The organism is Streptomyces sp. NBC_00582 (assembly GCF_036345155.1).
GTDB lineage: Bacteria > Actinomycetota > Actinomycetes > Streptomycetales > Streptomycetaceae > Streptomyces.
This window is the reverse complement of the sequence record NZ_CP107773.1, coordinates 276,585-291,079: the sequence shown is the minus strand read 5'-3', so window position 1 is coordinate 291,079 and position 14,495 is coordinate 276,585. Positions and strand designations below refer to the sequence as shown.

16 protein-coding genes are annotated in these 14,495 nt (G+C 67.3%); 12 read left to right on the top strand and 4 right to left on the bottom strand.

Annotated features, from left to right (window positions below; genetic code table 11):
• Positions 1-58: 58 nt before the first annotated feature.
• From OG852_RS50505 to OG852_RS50490, 4 genes are all read right to left on the bottom strand, one after another.
• Positions 59-991: a class II glutamine amidotransferase gene (locus tag OG852_RS50505; RefSeq protein WP_330351877.1), complete on the bottom strand. Its 933-nt coding sequence runs from the start codon at positions 989-991 to the stop codon at positions 59-61.
• A gap of 151 nt (positions 992-1,142) precedes the next feature.
• Positions 1,143-1,574: a gamma-glutamylcyclotransferase family protein gene (locus OG852_RS50500; protein WP_330351876.1), complete on the bottom strand. Its 432-nt coding sequence runs from the start codon at positions 1,572-1,574 to the stop codon at positions 1,143-1,145.
• Positions 1,575-2,098: 524 nt separating this feature from the next.
• On the bottom strand, positions 2,099-2,596 hold the full coding sequence (locus tag OG852_RS50495) for a hypothetical protein (RefSeq protein WP_330351875.1): 498 nt from the start codon (positions 2,594-2,596) through the stop codon (positions 2,099-2,101).
• A 568-nt stretch (positions 2,597-3,164) separates the two neighbouring features.
• Complete coding sequence (locus tag OG852_RS50490; RefSeq protein WP_330351874.1) at positions 3,165-3,845, bottom strand: hypothetical protein; 681 nt, start codon at positions 3,843-3,845, stop codon at positions 3,165-3,167.
• 561 nt (positions 3,846-4,406) lie between these two features.
• Between OG852_RS50490 and OG852_RS50485 the strand changes: the two genes are divergently transcribed.
• From OG852_RS50485 to OG852_RS50430, 12 genes are all read left to right on the top strand, one after another.
• Positions 4,407-4,901, top strand: coding sequence for a hypothetical protein (locus OG852_RS50485; RefSeq protein WP_330351873.1), 495 nt, complete (start codon positions 4,407-4,409; stop codon positions 4,899-4,901).
• 80 nt (positions 4,902-4,981) lie between these two features.
• The gene (locus tag OG852_RS50480; RefSeq protein ID WP_330351872.1) at positions 4,982-5,395 is read left to right on the top strand and encodes a hypothetical protein; all 414 of its coding nucleotides are present in this window, start codon (positions 4,982-4,984) and stop codon (positions 5,393-5,395) included.
• Complete coding sequence (locus tag OG852_RS50475) at positions 5,392-6,186, top strand: GP88 family protein (RefSeq protein WP_330351871.1); 795 nt, start codon at positions 5,392-5,394, stop codon at positions 6,184-6,186. The genes OG852_RS50480 and OG852_RS50475 overlap by 4 nt, the downstream gene beginning before the upstream one ends.
• Before the next feature lie 315 nt (positions 6,187-6,501).
• Positions 6,502-7,911, top strand: coding sequence for a hypothetical protein (locus tag OG852_RS50470; RefSeq protein ID WP_330351870.1), 1,410 nt, complete (start codon positions 6,502-6,504; stop codon positions 7,909-7,911).
• Between the two features lie 37 nt (positions 7,912-7,948).
• Positions 7,949-8,710, top strand: coding sequence for a hypothetical protein (locus tag OG852_RS50465; RefSeq protein ID WP_330351869.1), 762 nt, complete (start codon positions 7,949-7,951; stop codon positions 8,708-8,710).
• A gap of 242 nt (positions 8,711-8,952) precedes the next feature.
• Entirely contained in the window at positions 8,953-9,711 is a 759-nt protein-coding gene (locus tag OG852_RS50460) for a hypothetical protein (RefSeq protein WP_330351868.1), read from the top strand.
• Positions 9,712-9,955: 244 nt separating this feature from the next.
• A complete protein-coding gene (locus tag OG852_RS50455; protein ID WP_330351867.1) occupies positions 9,956-11,251 on the top strand; it encodes an Eco57I restriction-modification methylase domain-containing protein in 1,296 nt (431 codons plus the stop codon).
• A gap of 214 nt (positions 11,252-11,465) precedes the next feature.
• Positions 11,466-12,050 carry a hypothetical protein gene (locus OG852_RS50450; RefSeq protein ID WP_330351866.1) on the top strand — a complete coding sequence of 195 codons (585 nt, stop codon included), beginning with the start codon at positions 11,466-11,468 and terminating at the stop codon, positions 12,048-12,050.
• Positions 12,047-12,358 carry a hypothetical protein gene (locus OG852_RS50445; RefSeq protein WP_330351865.1) on the top strand — a complete coding sequence of 104 codons (312 nt, stop codon included), beginning with the start codon at positions 12,047-12,049 and terminating at the stop codon, positions 12,356-12,358. Before OG852_RS50450 ends, OG852_RS50445 begins: the two co-directional genes overlap by 4 nt.
• Before the next feature lies 1 nt (position 12,359).
• Positions 12,360-12,719 (top strand): hypothetical protein, encoded by a 360-nt coding sequence (locus OG852_RS50440; RefSeq protein ID WP_330351864.1) that lies wholly within the window; start codon positions 12,360-12,362, stop codon positions 12,717-12,719.
• Positions 12,720-12,790: 71 nt separating this feature from the next.
• Positions 12,791-14,008: a hypothetical protein gene (locus tag OG852_RS50435; protein ID WP_330351863.1), complete on the top strand. Its 1,218-nt coding sequence runs from the start codon at positions 12,791-12,793 to the stop codon at positions 14,006-14,008.
• Between the two features lie 84 nt (positions 14,009-14,092).
• Positions 14,093-14,452, top strand: coding sequence for a hypothetical protein (locus OG852_RS50430; protein ID WP_330351862.1), 360 nt, complete (start codon positions 14,093-14,095; stop codon positions 14,450-14,452).
• Positions 14,453-14,495: the final 43 nt, after the last annotated feature.

The window sequence follows — 14,495 nt, the reverse complement described above, 5'->3', positions numbered from 1 at the left end:
ACGGGAAAAGGGGCTGGGGCACCGCAACATGCGGTGCCCCAGCCCCTTTCCGGTGGACTTACTTGGGCGAGAGCCAGAGCGTCGGCGGCACGGACCGCGACCGCTGGGGCTCCCGGAGCGTCCGGTGGCCACACACCTCCTCGTCGGCCAGCTGGTCATCCAGGCTGAAGCCCCGGTAGGCGACGATGTGCGCCAGACGGTCGTCCTTGGCACGGGCCGTCGCGGTGAACTTCCGCTGGTCGATCGGGACCGGAGCCCCCGAGGAGTAGTCCACCATCATCAGCGTTCCCTCCGGAACCATCAGGACTTCCGTGATGGAGACGTCCGCCGCACGGGCGGCCTTGTCGAACCACCCGGGGTTGGACGCCCAATAGAGGTTTCCGTCCGTGTCGACAGCGACAGAGAGCGGGCTCACCGCCGTGCGCGCCAGCATGACCAGCTGCGGCCAACGCCGGTCGGTCCACACCAGCGCAGCCCGGCCCACGGTGGACTCCAGGACGTCGAGGGTGGGCAGGATGACCCCGCCCGCCTGATCGAGAGCCTGGTACAGGACCTCAGTGTCGGTACCCCCGGTCGGACGCGGGAGACCGAAGTCCGACCGGAGCGGCCAGGTGTCCACGTCTCCGTTGTGCGTGCCGATGAGCTGACCCACCTGCAACGGGCTGGAATTGACCAGGGTCGTCCCGCCCTGGGTCGCCCAGCGGGTGTGTCCGAGAGCGACCGGAGCCGCGTCGAGCGCGCTGTTGTAGGCGGGCTTCCACACGTCGCGGAACCGGCCCGCTCCCTTGATGATCCGCCAGCCGCCCGCCGTCACGTCGCGACGGTTGGTGACCGGGCGCCGGTCCAGCTTCTTGGTCGCGGAGGTGGCGAATGCCAGCCCTGCCGAGTCCTTACCCCTCTCCTCGGCCAGCTGGCCCAGGGCAACGCACATGATGGTCGCGCGAGTGGGGTCACAGGTCTGGTTGCGGATAACTCCGAACAGACCGCACATGGTTGTTCCTTACTTCGCCTCGGGCACCCAGAAGGGTCCGAGGTGTACTGCTCAAGCCGTCAGGCCGCGCCGCGCGCGGCCTGACGGGTGTTTCAAGATGGGTTGTGCCATCCGCCGCCCCGGACAGGGGTTCGTACGGTGGCGATGCGGACTACCGGGAGTTCCGGGATTCCGCCTTGACGAAGTCCCCGCCGGGGATCTCGTCAGCGTCGGTGAACCAGCGGCGGGACGACTCGCCCGCGAGGTAGACGTACGCCTCGACCGTGCTGCCATCGGCGAGAGTGACGGTACGAACCTTGCGGTCGTACATGTTCTCGCGTCCCTCACCCCGGTAGCCTTCGAGCCGGTCCAGGCGACGGAGCACCGTGGGCCACAGCTCGGCGTCCACGTCCATGACCTCACCGACGACGATGCGGCCCTCTCGCTTGACGGCGAAAGGGACGCCCGCACCGAAGAGCGTGTAGTCGTTCAGAGTCGCCGGGCGCTCCTGAACCGTGGTCCCCTGGAGGATGCCCAGGTAGTTGCCCTGTCCGGCACGGAGCGTGCCATAGACGAAGACGGGCTTGTGCTCAGTGGTGAACAACTCGTTCGCCACCCTTCTGTACTGCTCGCCGGTGACCTTCTCCGGCGTTGATAACTCAACTCTACAGCATCATTTCCAATTATGCAACTACTATCGGGAAATGATCGTGCGCCGCTCAACACGAGATTGCACTTGAGGTTGTGAACCCCTGGGGGAGAGGGACCGCAAGCTCACCGCACGGAGACCGTGCCGCTCGGAGGTCCGCAGGCTCGTGGGGATGCCGGGAGGCTCGACCGTTCACCTCTTCGACGCCCCGGCTTTCGACTGGTTCGACGGCTCTCAAAGTCACAACGCGCAGGCCAGACGCGCTGTCAACTCTCACTTCTGCTGACGTTTCTCAGCAGTCGAGGTGGTGGACGAGATCGTGACCGCCCTGCGCCACGATGCCGCCCAGGCCCTGGCCGCGCAGGGCGTCGGTGCCGACGACAAAGTGAGGCCGGACGATCAGCTCGCCCATGATGAGCTGATGGGTGCGAGCACGTAGGAGTATGCGCCGGGCGCAGGCGAATTCTTGCGGGCCCTGCTCACCTCTCCTCCAGATATGCGGTGATGCGGGCGGCGGTCGGGTCGAGGTATTGGCGCTGCGTCGCAGCATGAAGGATTCGGCCGAAGATCGAGAAGGTCAGCCGGAGGTAGCCCCGTCCTCGCTTCTTCAGCAGGATCGTGCCGTACTCCTCGCGCTTCTCGATGCGCCACCCGGCGAACACCGCCGCCGTAAGGACGAGGACCTCGTTGTCGCTGCGCCCCTCGCGGTTCTCCGGACTGGCGACAGTCGGTAGCGCCAGACCCTGGGCGACGGTGGCGGGCAGATTGGCCGCGAACGGGGCCGGTCCGGCGGCCTGAGGCGGCAGCATGTCGCCGGCGATGCCGCCTGCACGGGCCTGGCGCCATCGGCAGCCGTAACAGACGCCGGTGAGGTCACGGCAGTCGCGGTGCACAAAGCCCTCACAGCGGCGGCACCGCACCCGGCGCTCACCAGCAGAGTCCTGTCCGCACGAGTCGCAGCCTCGGAGGTAACTCACCAGCACTTCCTTCGGTTGTCGCGCACGCGGCACAGATGGTTGATTGGACGGGGCATACTCCGGGCCTCTACCGAGTCGAGCAGTGCATTCAAGCACCTGAAAATACCGGGGCGGGCTCGTGCCGAACCGCGGCGCGGATGAGCCGCTCACGCGGCCCGCCGGGCAATCCCTCCAAGTCGGCGTACCCGTCGAGGAGGCACCGATCCTGTGCGAAGATCCCGCTGGGCGGCGGGCGCGACCGTTGATTTGTTGGGGTCCGCGTTGTATTTGCCGTGAGCCGATTGCGCGGGAGGGCCAGCAACGAACGTCGGCTCGTCGGCCACCGCTCTCCCCGACTGCTGCTGGCCGAGATCGAAGAGGTGCTGGCCGGGACCCTGGCGGCTCCGGGTGCAGCGGACGGGCCGGCCTCGCCCACCTGCATCCCGAAGGGGGCCGCCCTGGCAGCCCGGGTGTTGGGGCTGCTACGGGTCGCGCGGCGGGTGTGCTGGACAGGGCGGGGCTGGAGCGGCGGCCGCGCCGCTGAGCCTGCCCGACTATCCCGTCACGGTGGAGCTGAAGCCCGTGCTCATCACGCCTTCCTGGCATCAGAATCCGCGTCGGTCGAGTGCGCCATGGCGTCGGATTCAGCCAGGTACGACCGCAATCGCTCGGCCCGCTGCTGGAGCGTCGCTGACAGCTGCTCTGTCTGGCGTAGGTCCTGGAGCGCCCCCTTCCGGCGCCACTTCGCGCCACGCGCGTACAGGCGGTCCATCCGGCCCACGAGCGCCTCATCCGCCTCATGCACCTGGATCACCGCGCGAATGACGTGCTGCGTCTTCGCTGCTACGAGGGCTGATGCCTCCGCGTGCGTCCAAGGCCCTGTCCTTCGCTGGACCGTGAACTCGCGTGCGTCCCCGCCCCGGTCAAGTTCCAACCCGGTGCACAGCGTCTCGACCCCATCGATGATCAGGACGCCGTCCGTTCTGACCGGGGAACCGTTCGCCTGCTTGGAACCGTGCTGCCCGAAGTGGACGGCGAATCGGGAGGGCACGAGTTCCCGCACGGTCTCGGTGGGCAGAAACAGATCCGCGCACTTCGTGTCAGCGAACAGCGGATCGATATTCACGTGCCCTTCGACACCGTGGCCGCTCAGTGCGTACGTCGTGCGCCACCGCCAGAAGCGCAGCCTGTGCTCGGTGATCTCCTCTGTCGAAGCGCGTCGGATCGTGACCGTGCCGAAGACCGTGGCGATCTTGTGCTGTTCACTCATGGTTTCCCTTGCCGTCTGTAGGTGACTGCCGCTTGGAGGCTGAGCACCCCCGGAGATCACTAACACTACGTTAGTAAATCCAATTACGCAATAGACGGGTGCCGAATGAGGCGCCGCCGACGATGAGTGCGTGAACCTGAAACGCGAGGGATTGCCGACGGGTGCGCAGGTCGGTGAGGTGAGCGTCTCGCGCTCGCACCCCGCCTTGGAGTCCCGGATCTGCCATCCGCTTCTTTTTTCGATGACCCGAAGCGCCCGCTGGCTCAAACGGCTGAACCGATAACGCGCAGGCCGGAGGGCTTGCCGACTCTCGCCTTCGACTGCACCCCTCACCCCACAGTCGCCCATTATTGCTTAAATGGATTTACTACTGTAGAGTCGAGATGTCGCGGCGGATCGTGTTCGACCGTCGCCCCGCGTACCACCGTGAAGGAGCCGCCTCGTGCGGCTCAGCCTCCGCCTCCCCCTCCCAGCGCGGCGGAGGCTCCGGGCCCGGGCGCGCCTCCCCCTGGCCGTCCGGGCCCGCCCTCTCAACCAGCCTCATGCCAAACGGAGTTGACCTTGCAGTTCATCATGAGCACGCGCAGCCTCGCTCGGCTCGACCAAGCAGCGATCCGCGCTGCCAGTCAGCGGTCGAGAAGTGGTCAAGCAGGCCATGCCGGCAGCGGGTCGTCTCTATACGCCACCTTCGCAACCGCTGAGCGCGCGAGGAGCATGCTGCGCCAGGTGCTCCGGTTGAAACAGTGGGTCGCGGTCACCAGCAGGGCGGACGATCTCCACCACCTGGGTGAAGGCTCCATTGGCCAGGCCGTTCGGCTTCGGATTTCGGAAGGGTCGGACCCCCGCGAGTTCCTCGCGGCGTACGACAGCGACCGGTGCTTCACCCTGAGCGTCATCGCTCCGTGCCCGCAGTGCGCGGCGCCCGTGCCCACGGTGCGCATCGGCAGTCTGGCCGATTACGGCGACTGGCTCAACAACGCGCCGAACCTCGCTGAATCCCCGCACTACCGCACGTCACCCGCCCACCGCGACGGTTGTCCGATCTCGCGCGAGTAGCCAGACCCACGAACAGCAACCCGACCCGCGGTGTACGGCGACCCGTAGACCACGCACTGAACCAGATAGAAGCAGCACCGATGACCCGCTCGTCCTCCCCGTTCCCGCAGGCCGAACAACACATCACCGTCGTCACGGTGCCGGCTCCCCGCCGGCTCACCGAGAAGGAACAGGTCTTCCACGACGGGCTCGCCGAGCACCTGCTGTTCGCGCTACCGATCGCCATGCTCGAGGTGTGCCGCATGCCGGCCCACGCCTTGGATCCGCTCCGGGCGAAAGCGGCCACCGCCATCGGCAGCCGCGGCGATGCCCTCCAGTTCCAGAAGACGAAGCACACCGCCGAGGCCGGCACCCAACTGGACCTCGGTCTCGCGTACCTGGCGCTGATGACGCCGGGCGGCATCACCAAGTTCGGGGTGCACGCCTGTGCCGCGCCCCACGCCAACTGCCCGGCCGATGCCGGGGATTGTGACCAGACGGAAAGCACGACATGAGCACCGACACAACGACCGACGAATCCCGCACCACGCCGCCGAAGCCGCGCCGGTGGCTCCTGACCCAGAACCGGCAGCTGCGAGCCGAAGGGATCTTCAATTGGCCGCTGCCGGCGTGGGGAGGTCATTTCCAGGACGGCACGACATACAACGCCTGCCCGGAGGCCGGGGCCTGCGCGAAGCTGTGCTACGCCCGGGTCGGCACTTACCGGTGGCCGGTCGTGCTGGCGGCGCACGAGCGCAACATGTGGATGGTGAAGCACGCTCTCGCCGACTGGGAAGTCCAGATGGCGGAGGAGCTCCGCCACAAGCGGTACCGGGGAAAATGGATCAGGCTGCACGATTCCGGTGATTTTTTCTCCGACGAATATCTTGAGGCGTGGCTGCGAATCATGCGGAATGCGCCTGAGGACACCTGGTTCTACTGCTACACGAAGTCCGTATCCAGATTCCGGCGGCTGGTCGAGCCGAATCCGCCAAAGAATTTTCTGTGGTGCTACAGCCTGGGTGGAAAGGAGGACAAGCTGCTCGATCTGGAAACCGATCGCCACGCCGACGTATTTCCCAGTGTCGCGGAGCTGGAGGAAGCAGGTTATACCGATCAGACGGAATCAGACCTTCTGTCCGTGCTGAGCGACTCGCACATGGTCGGAATCCCAGCCAACCGGATCCCGATGCTGCTCAAACGGCAGGGCAGCGAGACCTTCTCCAGCTTGCAGCGAGCGCTGGACAAGAAGCTCGCGGAGAAGCGGCAGCGCGCCGCCGAAGCCGCCCTTGACCTCGCTTCCTGACCTTCCACTTCAAACGACCGCACGCGCCGGCACAGGACCGCACTGCGTCGGCACGACACCTGGGGCGGGCCCCGGAGCACATGCTCCCGGGCCCGCTCGTACGCCGTCCCATGGACGAGTCAACCCCGACACGCCCGTGAATTGCTTAATTGCATGTATCGCTGTACGTTGTGAGCCTGGTCTCTCCCTGCGTCATTCCGGCCTACTGGCGGAATCGTGGGAAGGGGCCGCTGGCCACGTACAACAGCATCACTCGCCGGCACCTCAACTCCGCCGGCAGGAGACGATCAGGCCACGCAGGCCCTGGAGCAGACGATGATTCCCGCAAACTCAAAGATCAAGCAGACCACTCTCGAGAAGATCGCTAAGCGATACAAGGTGGGCGGTTCGACCGCGGCCTCCTGGTCGCTCGAGCCGACGTTTCCCGGCTTCCTCGACAAGGGCTGGGGCAAGACCCAGCTGTACGACGAGACAGCCGTCGACGAGTGGGTCCTGGAGCACAAGCCGGAGGCTTGGGTCGCGGCTCACCCCAAGCAGAAGCAGAAGGCCACCGCGCTGCCTGCCGGCGATGCGACGGACCTCCTGCCGCTCAAACTGATCGGACAGCTTGAGGGCAACTTCCTCTCCCGCGAGGCCACGCCGATCGCGACCCTGCGCACCTACATCTCCAAGGGCGACCTCGCCCGGCCCGATCGGCGCCCCGACGATGGGGGCAAGCCGGAAGTGAAGGAGGACATGTGGTTCCGGGAGACGGCCTACACCTACATCACCCGTCGGCGCAACGTCCGGCGGAAGAGCGGTGGCGACGAACAGCGGGAGCCGAGCGAGTTCCTGCAGCGGTACTTCGCGGAGAACCCTGGCCTGCTCACCCTTGAAAAGATCGCCGAACTCGACGGCCAGGAGCACGGGCGTAAGCCGACCGCGCTCACCACTCTCAAGATCTACATCTCGCAGGGCAAGCTGGCGCACCCCGACCGCGTTCCGGGCGACGGCAAGGAGCCCGCGGTCGAGGAACGGATGTGGGAGCCCGAGACTGCCCTGCCGTACCTCTGCCGACCCGCGAGCAGGCGCAGCCCGGCGAAGGCCGCCGAGGACGAGTCCGCTGAGGTGCAGCCGAGCGAGTCCTTGAAGCAGTATTTCGAGGAGAACCCGGGCCTGCTCACTCTCGAAAAGATCGCCGAGCTGGACGGCCGGGAACAGGGCCGGCCGAAGGCGACGGCGCTGTCGACCCTGCGTGTCTACATCTCGCAGGGCAAGCTGGCACGGCCCGACCGCGTTCCGGGCGATGGCAAGGAGCCCGCGGTCAACGAGCCGATGTGGACCCCGGAGGCCGCCCTGCCCTTCCTCGCCACACCGCGGCAGGCGTCGCGAGGGAAGGCGGCTCCCGCTACGCCGGCCGCACACGAGCTCCGCGAGCCGAGCGAGTTCCTGGAGCGGTACCTCAAGAAGAACCCAGGCCCCCTCAGCCTCAAGGTGATCGCCGAACTCGACGCGCGCGAGCAGGGCCGCAAAAAGCCCACCGCTGAGTCCACTCTCAGGGCGTACATCTCACGCGGCGTACTGGCGCGGCCCGATCGGCTCCCGAACGACGGCAAGACGCCTGCGGTCGACGAGCCGATGTGGACGTCCAAGACCGCCCTGCCGTACCTGCTCCGGCCGCTCGGCCGCCGCAGCTCTGCAGCGAAGGCCGCGGCCGACAGCGGCCCGCAGGACGACGACCAGTAAGTTCGACGACCACCAGCCCTCTCCTCAAGGACCGTCCATGACAAGTCGCCGCATCGACGACGCGGGAATCAGTGCCCGGTACGGCGCATCACCGAAGGACATCGCCGCCTGGATCAAGCTGATCACCTTTCCGGCCGCAGACGACGATGGGCTGCGGGACGTCGACCGTGTCGACTCCTGGGTGCAGGCGATGCGGCCGCAGTACTGGCCGCCCAAGTCGGAGGCGGTCTCAGCCGTCAGGATTCCCAGCGCAAAGGCGGTCAAGCCGGCGGCTGCTGCCCGTCCTGCGCCGGCCACCGAGAGCCGCTCCGAGATGGCCAAGCGATTCAACATGAGCTATCAGGCCGTGGATGTGTGGACCAAGGCCAAGGAGCGGCGCGACGCCAAGGGCAAAGTCGTGGCGACCGCCTTCCCTCCTCCTGTGTCGAAGGGTCGCTGGGACAAGGCGGCGGTGGACGCGTGGGTGCGTGCGAACAGGACCCGGGTGTGGACGGCCTACGCCGGCAGTGAACCCCAGTTCGTGAAGCCCCTCCCCGAAGGGCATCCCAAGGACCTGCTGGGCATCAGCGAATACGGCGTCATCCGCGGCAACGCGCTCAGCGGAAAACCTGCACAGCGGCGCACAATGCAGGCGTATCTGCTGCGCGAACAGATTGCGGCCCCAGACCGCGTTCCAAAGGACCGGAAGCGCCCTGAGGTGTTCGAGCCTATGTGGTATCGGGAGACGATCTACTCGGAGATCCGCCGACGCCTCTCACGAGGAGCACCGGAGGCGGAGGGAAAGCCTCCACAGGGATAACAAACGCGCTCTTCTGAAAGATTTGCCGCAATTCCGTGTCCCGCTGAAGGCGACTACGGGAGTTCCCAACAATTCTGCTGAACATTGCTTAATTGGAAATATTGCTGTACTCTCGGACGTGTGGGCGGGCGGAAGGCAGCCCGCTCCCCATTGGCCACCGTCAAGGTCGCGCCGCCGGGCTCCCCGGAACATCAGGGAAGCCCCCCGCACCGCCTTGGCCCCAACCTCCGAGGAGATCCGTGATGCAGACGGAACCTCGCCTGCCCGAACCCGAAGCACTGGAGTTCCTGGAACTCCTCAAAGGCGCCCCGTTTTCCGCGCCGTACGCGGGAGAAGTCATCGACTGGCTCATCAGGAACAGCTCGGCGCAACCCACGGTGGACGAAGCCGACTTGGCACCGGCCGCACGGGCGGTCGCCACGCTGTGGCGCTACGCCGCCAGCGGCGACCCGGGGGCCGGCGAGATCTCCCAGCGCATGAGCGACGTCACGCATGCACTCACCCTCATCCGGGATGATCACTACGCGGCGGACCCCAGCCCTCGCTCTGCCCACCGCGGCGCACCTCCCGTCCGTGGGCGGGACGTACGCAAGCTCTGCGTGGCTGTCGGACACAGCCGGAGCCTGGCAGGCCCCGGACGCGCCGTCGTGATCGTCCATCACCCTCACGACCACACCGTCTACCGGCCGCTCGGTGCACTGGTACGCTCCGGGCCCCCCGGCCAGAGCCACGAGAACCTCGGACGAGAGGTGCTGGCGATCCTGGCTCCCCACGTACGACTCGCCGACCGGCGGTCGTGCGAGGGGAGTGGAGTCCTGGTCGAGTCACGGCGCGAGGCCGTCACCGTCGCGTGGTGGTCCCCGGACCTGGCTTCGGAAACCGGCCTCGGACACGCTGAGCCATGGTCGGCCGGTGGGCTACGGTCCCTGTGCTCCACGCTCCTTCGCAGCGAAGGCATGACAATCTCCCAGTCCAACGGGGCGCTCCTCGTCTCACGGTGACGCCGGGGCCCCGCGTCATCTTCGGGCCACCGGGCCGAACCCCGACCGCCTGCGCCTTTCGCATCGTTTCTGCTCGGCCTTGCCCTGGGCGCGGTCGTCGCGTTCATCACCAGGGCCCTCACCGACGATCCCCAGCTCGCAATCGAGCTTGGCGTGACCGTCCTCGTCCTGTGTGGCTGGGCGAATTCATCCTCGACCTATTCCTCTGACAACACGTCACATCGACTGCTGGACAACGATCTCCATGAACGCGCCCCTGCCCTCTGCCCGCGCCCACGAGCGCCTTATCCAGAACCTGGCTACCGGTATCGACACCCCTGCGGCGGTGTCATGGGCCCACGTGACCGCCGTGGCCCACCACTGCGTCCGCAATGCCCTGGTGCCCGCAACCGAGCCGCCCGGCTCGCCGGACGCCGTACGCCGGGTGATCACGGAGCTGGCGTCCGCCCACCCCGGCCTGGCCGGCTTCCTCGACCCGCAGGTGGTCCCGTTCTGGACGGCGCCCCTCACTCCGGCCGCGTGGACAGTCCTTTCGGACTTCTGGGGCGGCGGAGAGGTAATGGACGACGGGCCGCACCGCGTCGACGGCTACCGCCTCGGTGACGCCTACCAGGCGCTGTCGGCCGACGCGCGCAGGTCGAGAGCCCTGTGCCAGACGCCGCCGTGGATCGCGGAACTCCTTCTGGAGCTCTCACTGGAGCCGGCCACCAACGAGATCGGACCGCACGACGTCCGCATGATCGATCCTGCCTGCGGTACCGGTCACATCCTTCTGGGTGCCTTCCACTCCGCCCGCGTCTACCGCCGCCGTGGCCGCGCGTACGGGGCGCACCTCGGCAGTGAGGCGACGATCGAGCGTGCCCTTCAATCCGTTCATGGCGTCGACCTGGACGCCTACGCGGTGCTGCTCGCCCGATACCGACTGCTGGCCACGAGCGCCTCCATTCTGAAAGTCCGCATCGATCAGCTGCCGCGCGCGTGGCAGGCCCAGGTCGCCTGCGCGAACTCTCTGCTGGATCGTGAGGAACCACTTCTCGAGCGCGGCCGCTACCACGCGGTCGTCAGCAATCCGCCCTACATCGTGGTTGCCGATGCGCGGCAGCGTGATCTGATCCGCAAGGCGTACCCGCGGGTCGCGGCTGGCAAGTTCCCTCTGGCGCTGCCGTTTTGCGAGTTGATGTTCTCGCTTGCGGTCCCCGGCGGCCATGTAGCCCAGCTCACCTCGAACTCGTTCATGAAGAGGGAGTTCGGCCGCAAGTTCATCGAGCAGTACCTCCCGGCCTTCGACATGAGGTGGGTGATCGACACCTCGGGCGCCTACATCCCGGGACACGGCACTCCGACCGTGATCCTGGTCCACCGCATCAGGCCGCCCCAGGGAGACAGCGTGATCACCGTTCGGGGGGTGCAGGGTGAACCGTCGATTCCCGATGACCCGGCCCGGGGCAAGGTCTGGTCTGCCATCGCCGACTCGGTCCGCCGCCGGCTCGCGGAGGACCGGCTGAGAGACGCTCTCGCAAGATATTCGGATATTGCATAATTGGTTTTACTCGCGTAGTCTTTGCGGAAGGGCGCCGACAACGGCGGAGCGCAGCGGCTACAGCGAAGCCCGCGCACCGAAGTCGTTCCCGCGCCGAGTGACGTACCGACACCGCCGGCCTCCGTCCCGCCTCGAGGAAACTCACCTCGAGCGGCATCGGGTCGTCGATCGGCAGGCCCCGGCACCCTCCGCCGCCTCCTCCGAGGAGTAACTCGTGAACAACGACTCCGTTCCTGACCCCGTCCCCCTCACCGAGTCCGACTGGCTGGGCCAAACGGTGACGGACCTGGCAGACCGCCAGGGCGTGGTGCGCCGCGTCTACGAGGTCGACGCCGTCCACGTGGCGATCCTCACCGCTGCCGTCCCGGACCCGGACACGTGCCCGATCTGGGACGAGCCCCTCGATCTGCTCGCCCGCGACGGCGAGAAGGCAGCCTTCGCCGACTACCCCCAGCAGACCGATGAAGTCGGCCGCCTTGAGATAGCCGTTTTGCGCGGCAACACCTCTCCAGCCGAGACGAACCGCTACCGCGCGTTGCGCAATCGCGTCACCCGCTACACCAAGGCCCAGAGCAGTCTCCATTTCGCGCTGATCGCCCAAGTCCGGGCAGGGGACCGCGTGATCGACTACCTCCGGAACTGGCAGGGGACGGTCCTCGATCCCGACCCCCTCCCCCGGATGTCCTTCCGCCCCAAGATGACCGTCCGCCTCGACGAGGCACACCGCGACGAGAGGTGGCCCGACGGCGTCGTCGACCTCTGGACGGTCACCCTCTACCCCACCCTCGGGCTCCTGTGACCATCACCGAGAAGGGCACGGCCAACAGCAGGTCACGCCGTATCGGGCCACACCGGCACTTCATCCCCGGACTCGCCCTGACGGCAACCGCCTCCGCCGGTCTCGGCATCACCGCCCAGGCCGCGACGGGCATAGTGCCGCCGCAGGCTCCCGGCGTCGCCTTCGCGATCGACTCCCTGGCCCGGATGGCCACGTATTCGGCATACGGCATCGCCGTCGCCGCCACGGCATCACTCATCACCTTCGCGGCCGCGGCGAAAGCCAGGGAAGGCCGCTCACGACATCGCACAGCAGAAGCAAGGAAATGAAATGACCAGCACACCCACGGCCCCGAACACTCAGGCCCGGACCACGGTTCCGGCTCCCGGCCATGCAGGCCGCGGCTCCATACGCAAGTTCCTGGATGCCGGCATCCATCCGGCGACGCTGCGCCCGCTCGCGGCCGGGATGCGCTGCGCAGAGTGCGTTCACCTCTACCTCAAGGTGCTCGACAACGGGTCCGAGCACAGGAAGTGCGGCCTGGTGGCCGGCACCGGCCGCCGCAACGGAGGCCCCGACATTCGCGAGGAGACGCCTGCGTGCGTAGACATCGCGAAGGTGACCGCGCCCGTCACCCAGGAGAGCCGCAAGACCGCGGGCGGAACTAGTAAATTGCGTAATTGGATATAACGCGGTAGCTTTGGGGGATCGCTGGGTGATCCAGCGCCCCCCTTTGCGTTCCATCCTGACGAGGTTGTCCTGTGACTCCCCCATCCCCACGCCCCGACCGAGGCACGTTTTCGTCTCCCGGCCCGGCCCCTGAGCCGACCTTCACCCTCCCCGGCGTCTCATCCCGGCTGCTCCCCCCGCCCAGCGACTACACCAAGACGGAACTGATCCCGCTCCTGGCGCGCGCCCGCAGCGGCCCCGAGGCTCCACGGACGCACTACACGCGTACCGACTTCCGGTCGGCCTCCTCCCTGGCGGACCGGATCACGACAGAGATCGAGTCGGCCCACAGCGAAGTGCTGCGCGCGGCCGGACTGATGGGCCTGGTGCCGATGGCACTCGGCGAGGACATCGACACCTCCCGCATGCCGCGTCCGCGCGGCGGTCTCGGGGACGAGATGTTCATCGGGCGAGCAGAGATGGTGGCCGCCGTGCGGCAGTGGCGCAGGACGAAAGTCGCCTACGACCTTGATCCCGATCTGTCGGAGAGCCTGGTCGACATGGAGGTCGACACGGAGTTCCCCGGCGAGGTTCTGCGGCATCTCCCCCACCCCGACCCGCTGTTCATGCTCAGGAAACCGGCCGTGGTCGCCGACAGCGAGGGCGCGCCATCCGAAGTCCTGGGCTTCCTCGTGGTCGGCCGCCCGGCTCTGCGCGGCGTATGCAGCACCTCCGAGATCACGGACGACACCCCCGTGTACCTGGTGAGCGCTCTGGTGCGCCCCGCCCACGGCCGACTGGGCTCAGTGCTGCTGTTCGCCAATGCGGCCACCGGGACCACGACGGTCAGCAAGATGGTCGACGACAGCGTGAGCCTGACCGAACTGGCCGAGGACGGGCCCCGGTCGGCGGACACAGCCACCCTCGGCTACGTGCGGCGCCTGGCGGTGCTCGTCATCTCGCACATGCTCTATATGTGCAGCGACCGGCCCGATGTGATGCCGACGCCGTCGGCCGCCCCGATGCGCGGCCGCCACAACGCCAAGGGCGGACGCCCCGCGACGGTCTACCAGGTGGGCTGGAGGCTGGGGCCAGCCATCGCGGCGTTCAACAGCAAAGTCGCGCGACTTCGTGAGCACGCGGTCGCACTGGGCGGCTCCGTCCTGCCTCACATCCGACGCGGTCATCCGCACACGTTCCTCCACGGGCCCGGCCGGATCTGGAAGAAGGTCCGCTGGGTGGCCCCCACGCTCGTCAACGCGGCCGCCTTCGGCGACGAGGCGCAGGGAGTGATCATCCCGGTGTTCTGAGTCGCCGCAGCCGACCTACGCCCCTGCCTCCGGCGGCGGAGAGCCGAACAAGCCTCCGCCGCCGCCGTCCAGAAAGCCAGCAGAATGACCGTCACCGCCCGCGGCGGCCGAGAGCCCTCCGCGACCGACCTGATGAGCCGGCGCCGCGACATGATCAGCAGGCTCGCCGACGCTGGCGTGCCGCAAGAGCAAGCCGCCGCAGACGTCGACGCCCTATGCGGGGCCGCGCTCGCGCACGTCGCACGGGATCTGGCCCTGCAGATCGCCGAAGCGCGGCAGCGATGCGATGCGGCACGGGACTGGATCACCCGTGACAGCATCCACCACCAGCTCCGGGGGCTCGTGTACGCGCTCGCCACCGTGCTAGGCAATCCCAAGGACACCAAGGCAGCTCACGGATACGCGCGTTCCGTGGGCGAGGAGTCCCACCAACATATTGCGTAATTGGATTTATAGATGTAGTTTATTAGAGCCGGTGCGGCTTACT

What these genes read in the sequence shown, in the direction of transcription:
- OG852_RS50505 (WP_330351877.1), bottom strand. Translation starts at nt 991, where the DNA reads ATGTGCGGTCTGTTCGGAGTTATCCGCAACCAGACCTGTGACCCCACT.
- OG852_RS50490 (WP_330351874.1), bottom strand. Translation starts at nt 3,845, where the DNA reads ATGAGTGAACAGCACAAGATCGCCACGGTCTTCGGCACGGTCACGATC.
- OG852_RS50480 (WP_330351872.1), top strand. Translation starts at nt 4,982, where the DNA reads ATGACCCGCTCGTCCTCCCCGTTCCCGCAGGCCGAACAACACATCACC.
- OG852_RS50475 (WP_330351871.1), top strand. Translation starts at nt 5,392, where the DNA reads ATGAGCACCGACACAACGACCGACGAATCCCGCACCACGCCGCCGAAG.
- OG852_RS50470 (WP_330351870.1), top strand. Translation starts at nt 6,502, where the DNA reads ATGATTCCCGCAAACTCAAAGATCAAGCAGACCACTCTCGAGAAGATC.
- OG852_RS50465 (WP_330351869.1), top strand. Translation starts at nt 7,949, where the DNA reads ATGACAAGTCGCCGCATCGACGACGCGGGAATCAGTGCCCGGTACGGC.
- OG852_RS50460 (WP_330351868.1), top strand. Translation starts at nt 8,953, where the DNA reads ATGCAGACGGAACCTCGCCTGCCCGAACCCGAAGCACTGGAGTTCCTG.
- OG852_RS50455 (WP_330351867.1), top strand. Translation starts at nt 9,956, where the DNA reads ATGAACGCGCCCCTGCCCTCTGCCCGCGCCCACGAGCGCCTTATCCAG.
- OG852_RS50440 (WP_330351864.1), top strand. Translation starts at nt 12,360, where the DNA reads ATGACCAGCACACCCACGGCCCCGAACACTCAGGCCCGGACCACGGTT.
- OG852_RS50430 (WP_330351862.1), top strand. Translation starts at nt 14,093, where the DNA reads ATGACCGTCACCGCCCGCGGCGGCCGAGAGCCCTCCGCGACCGACCTG.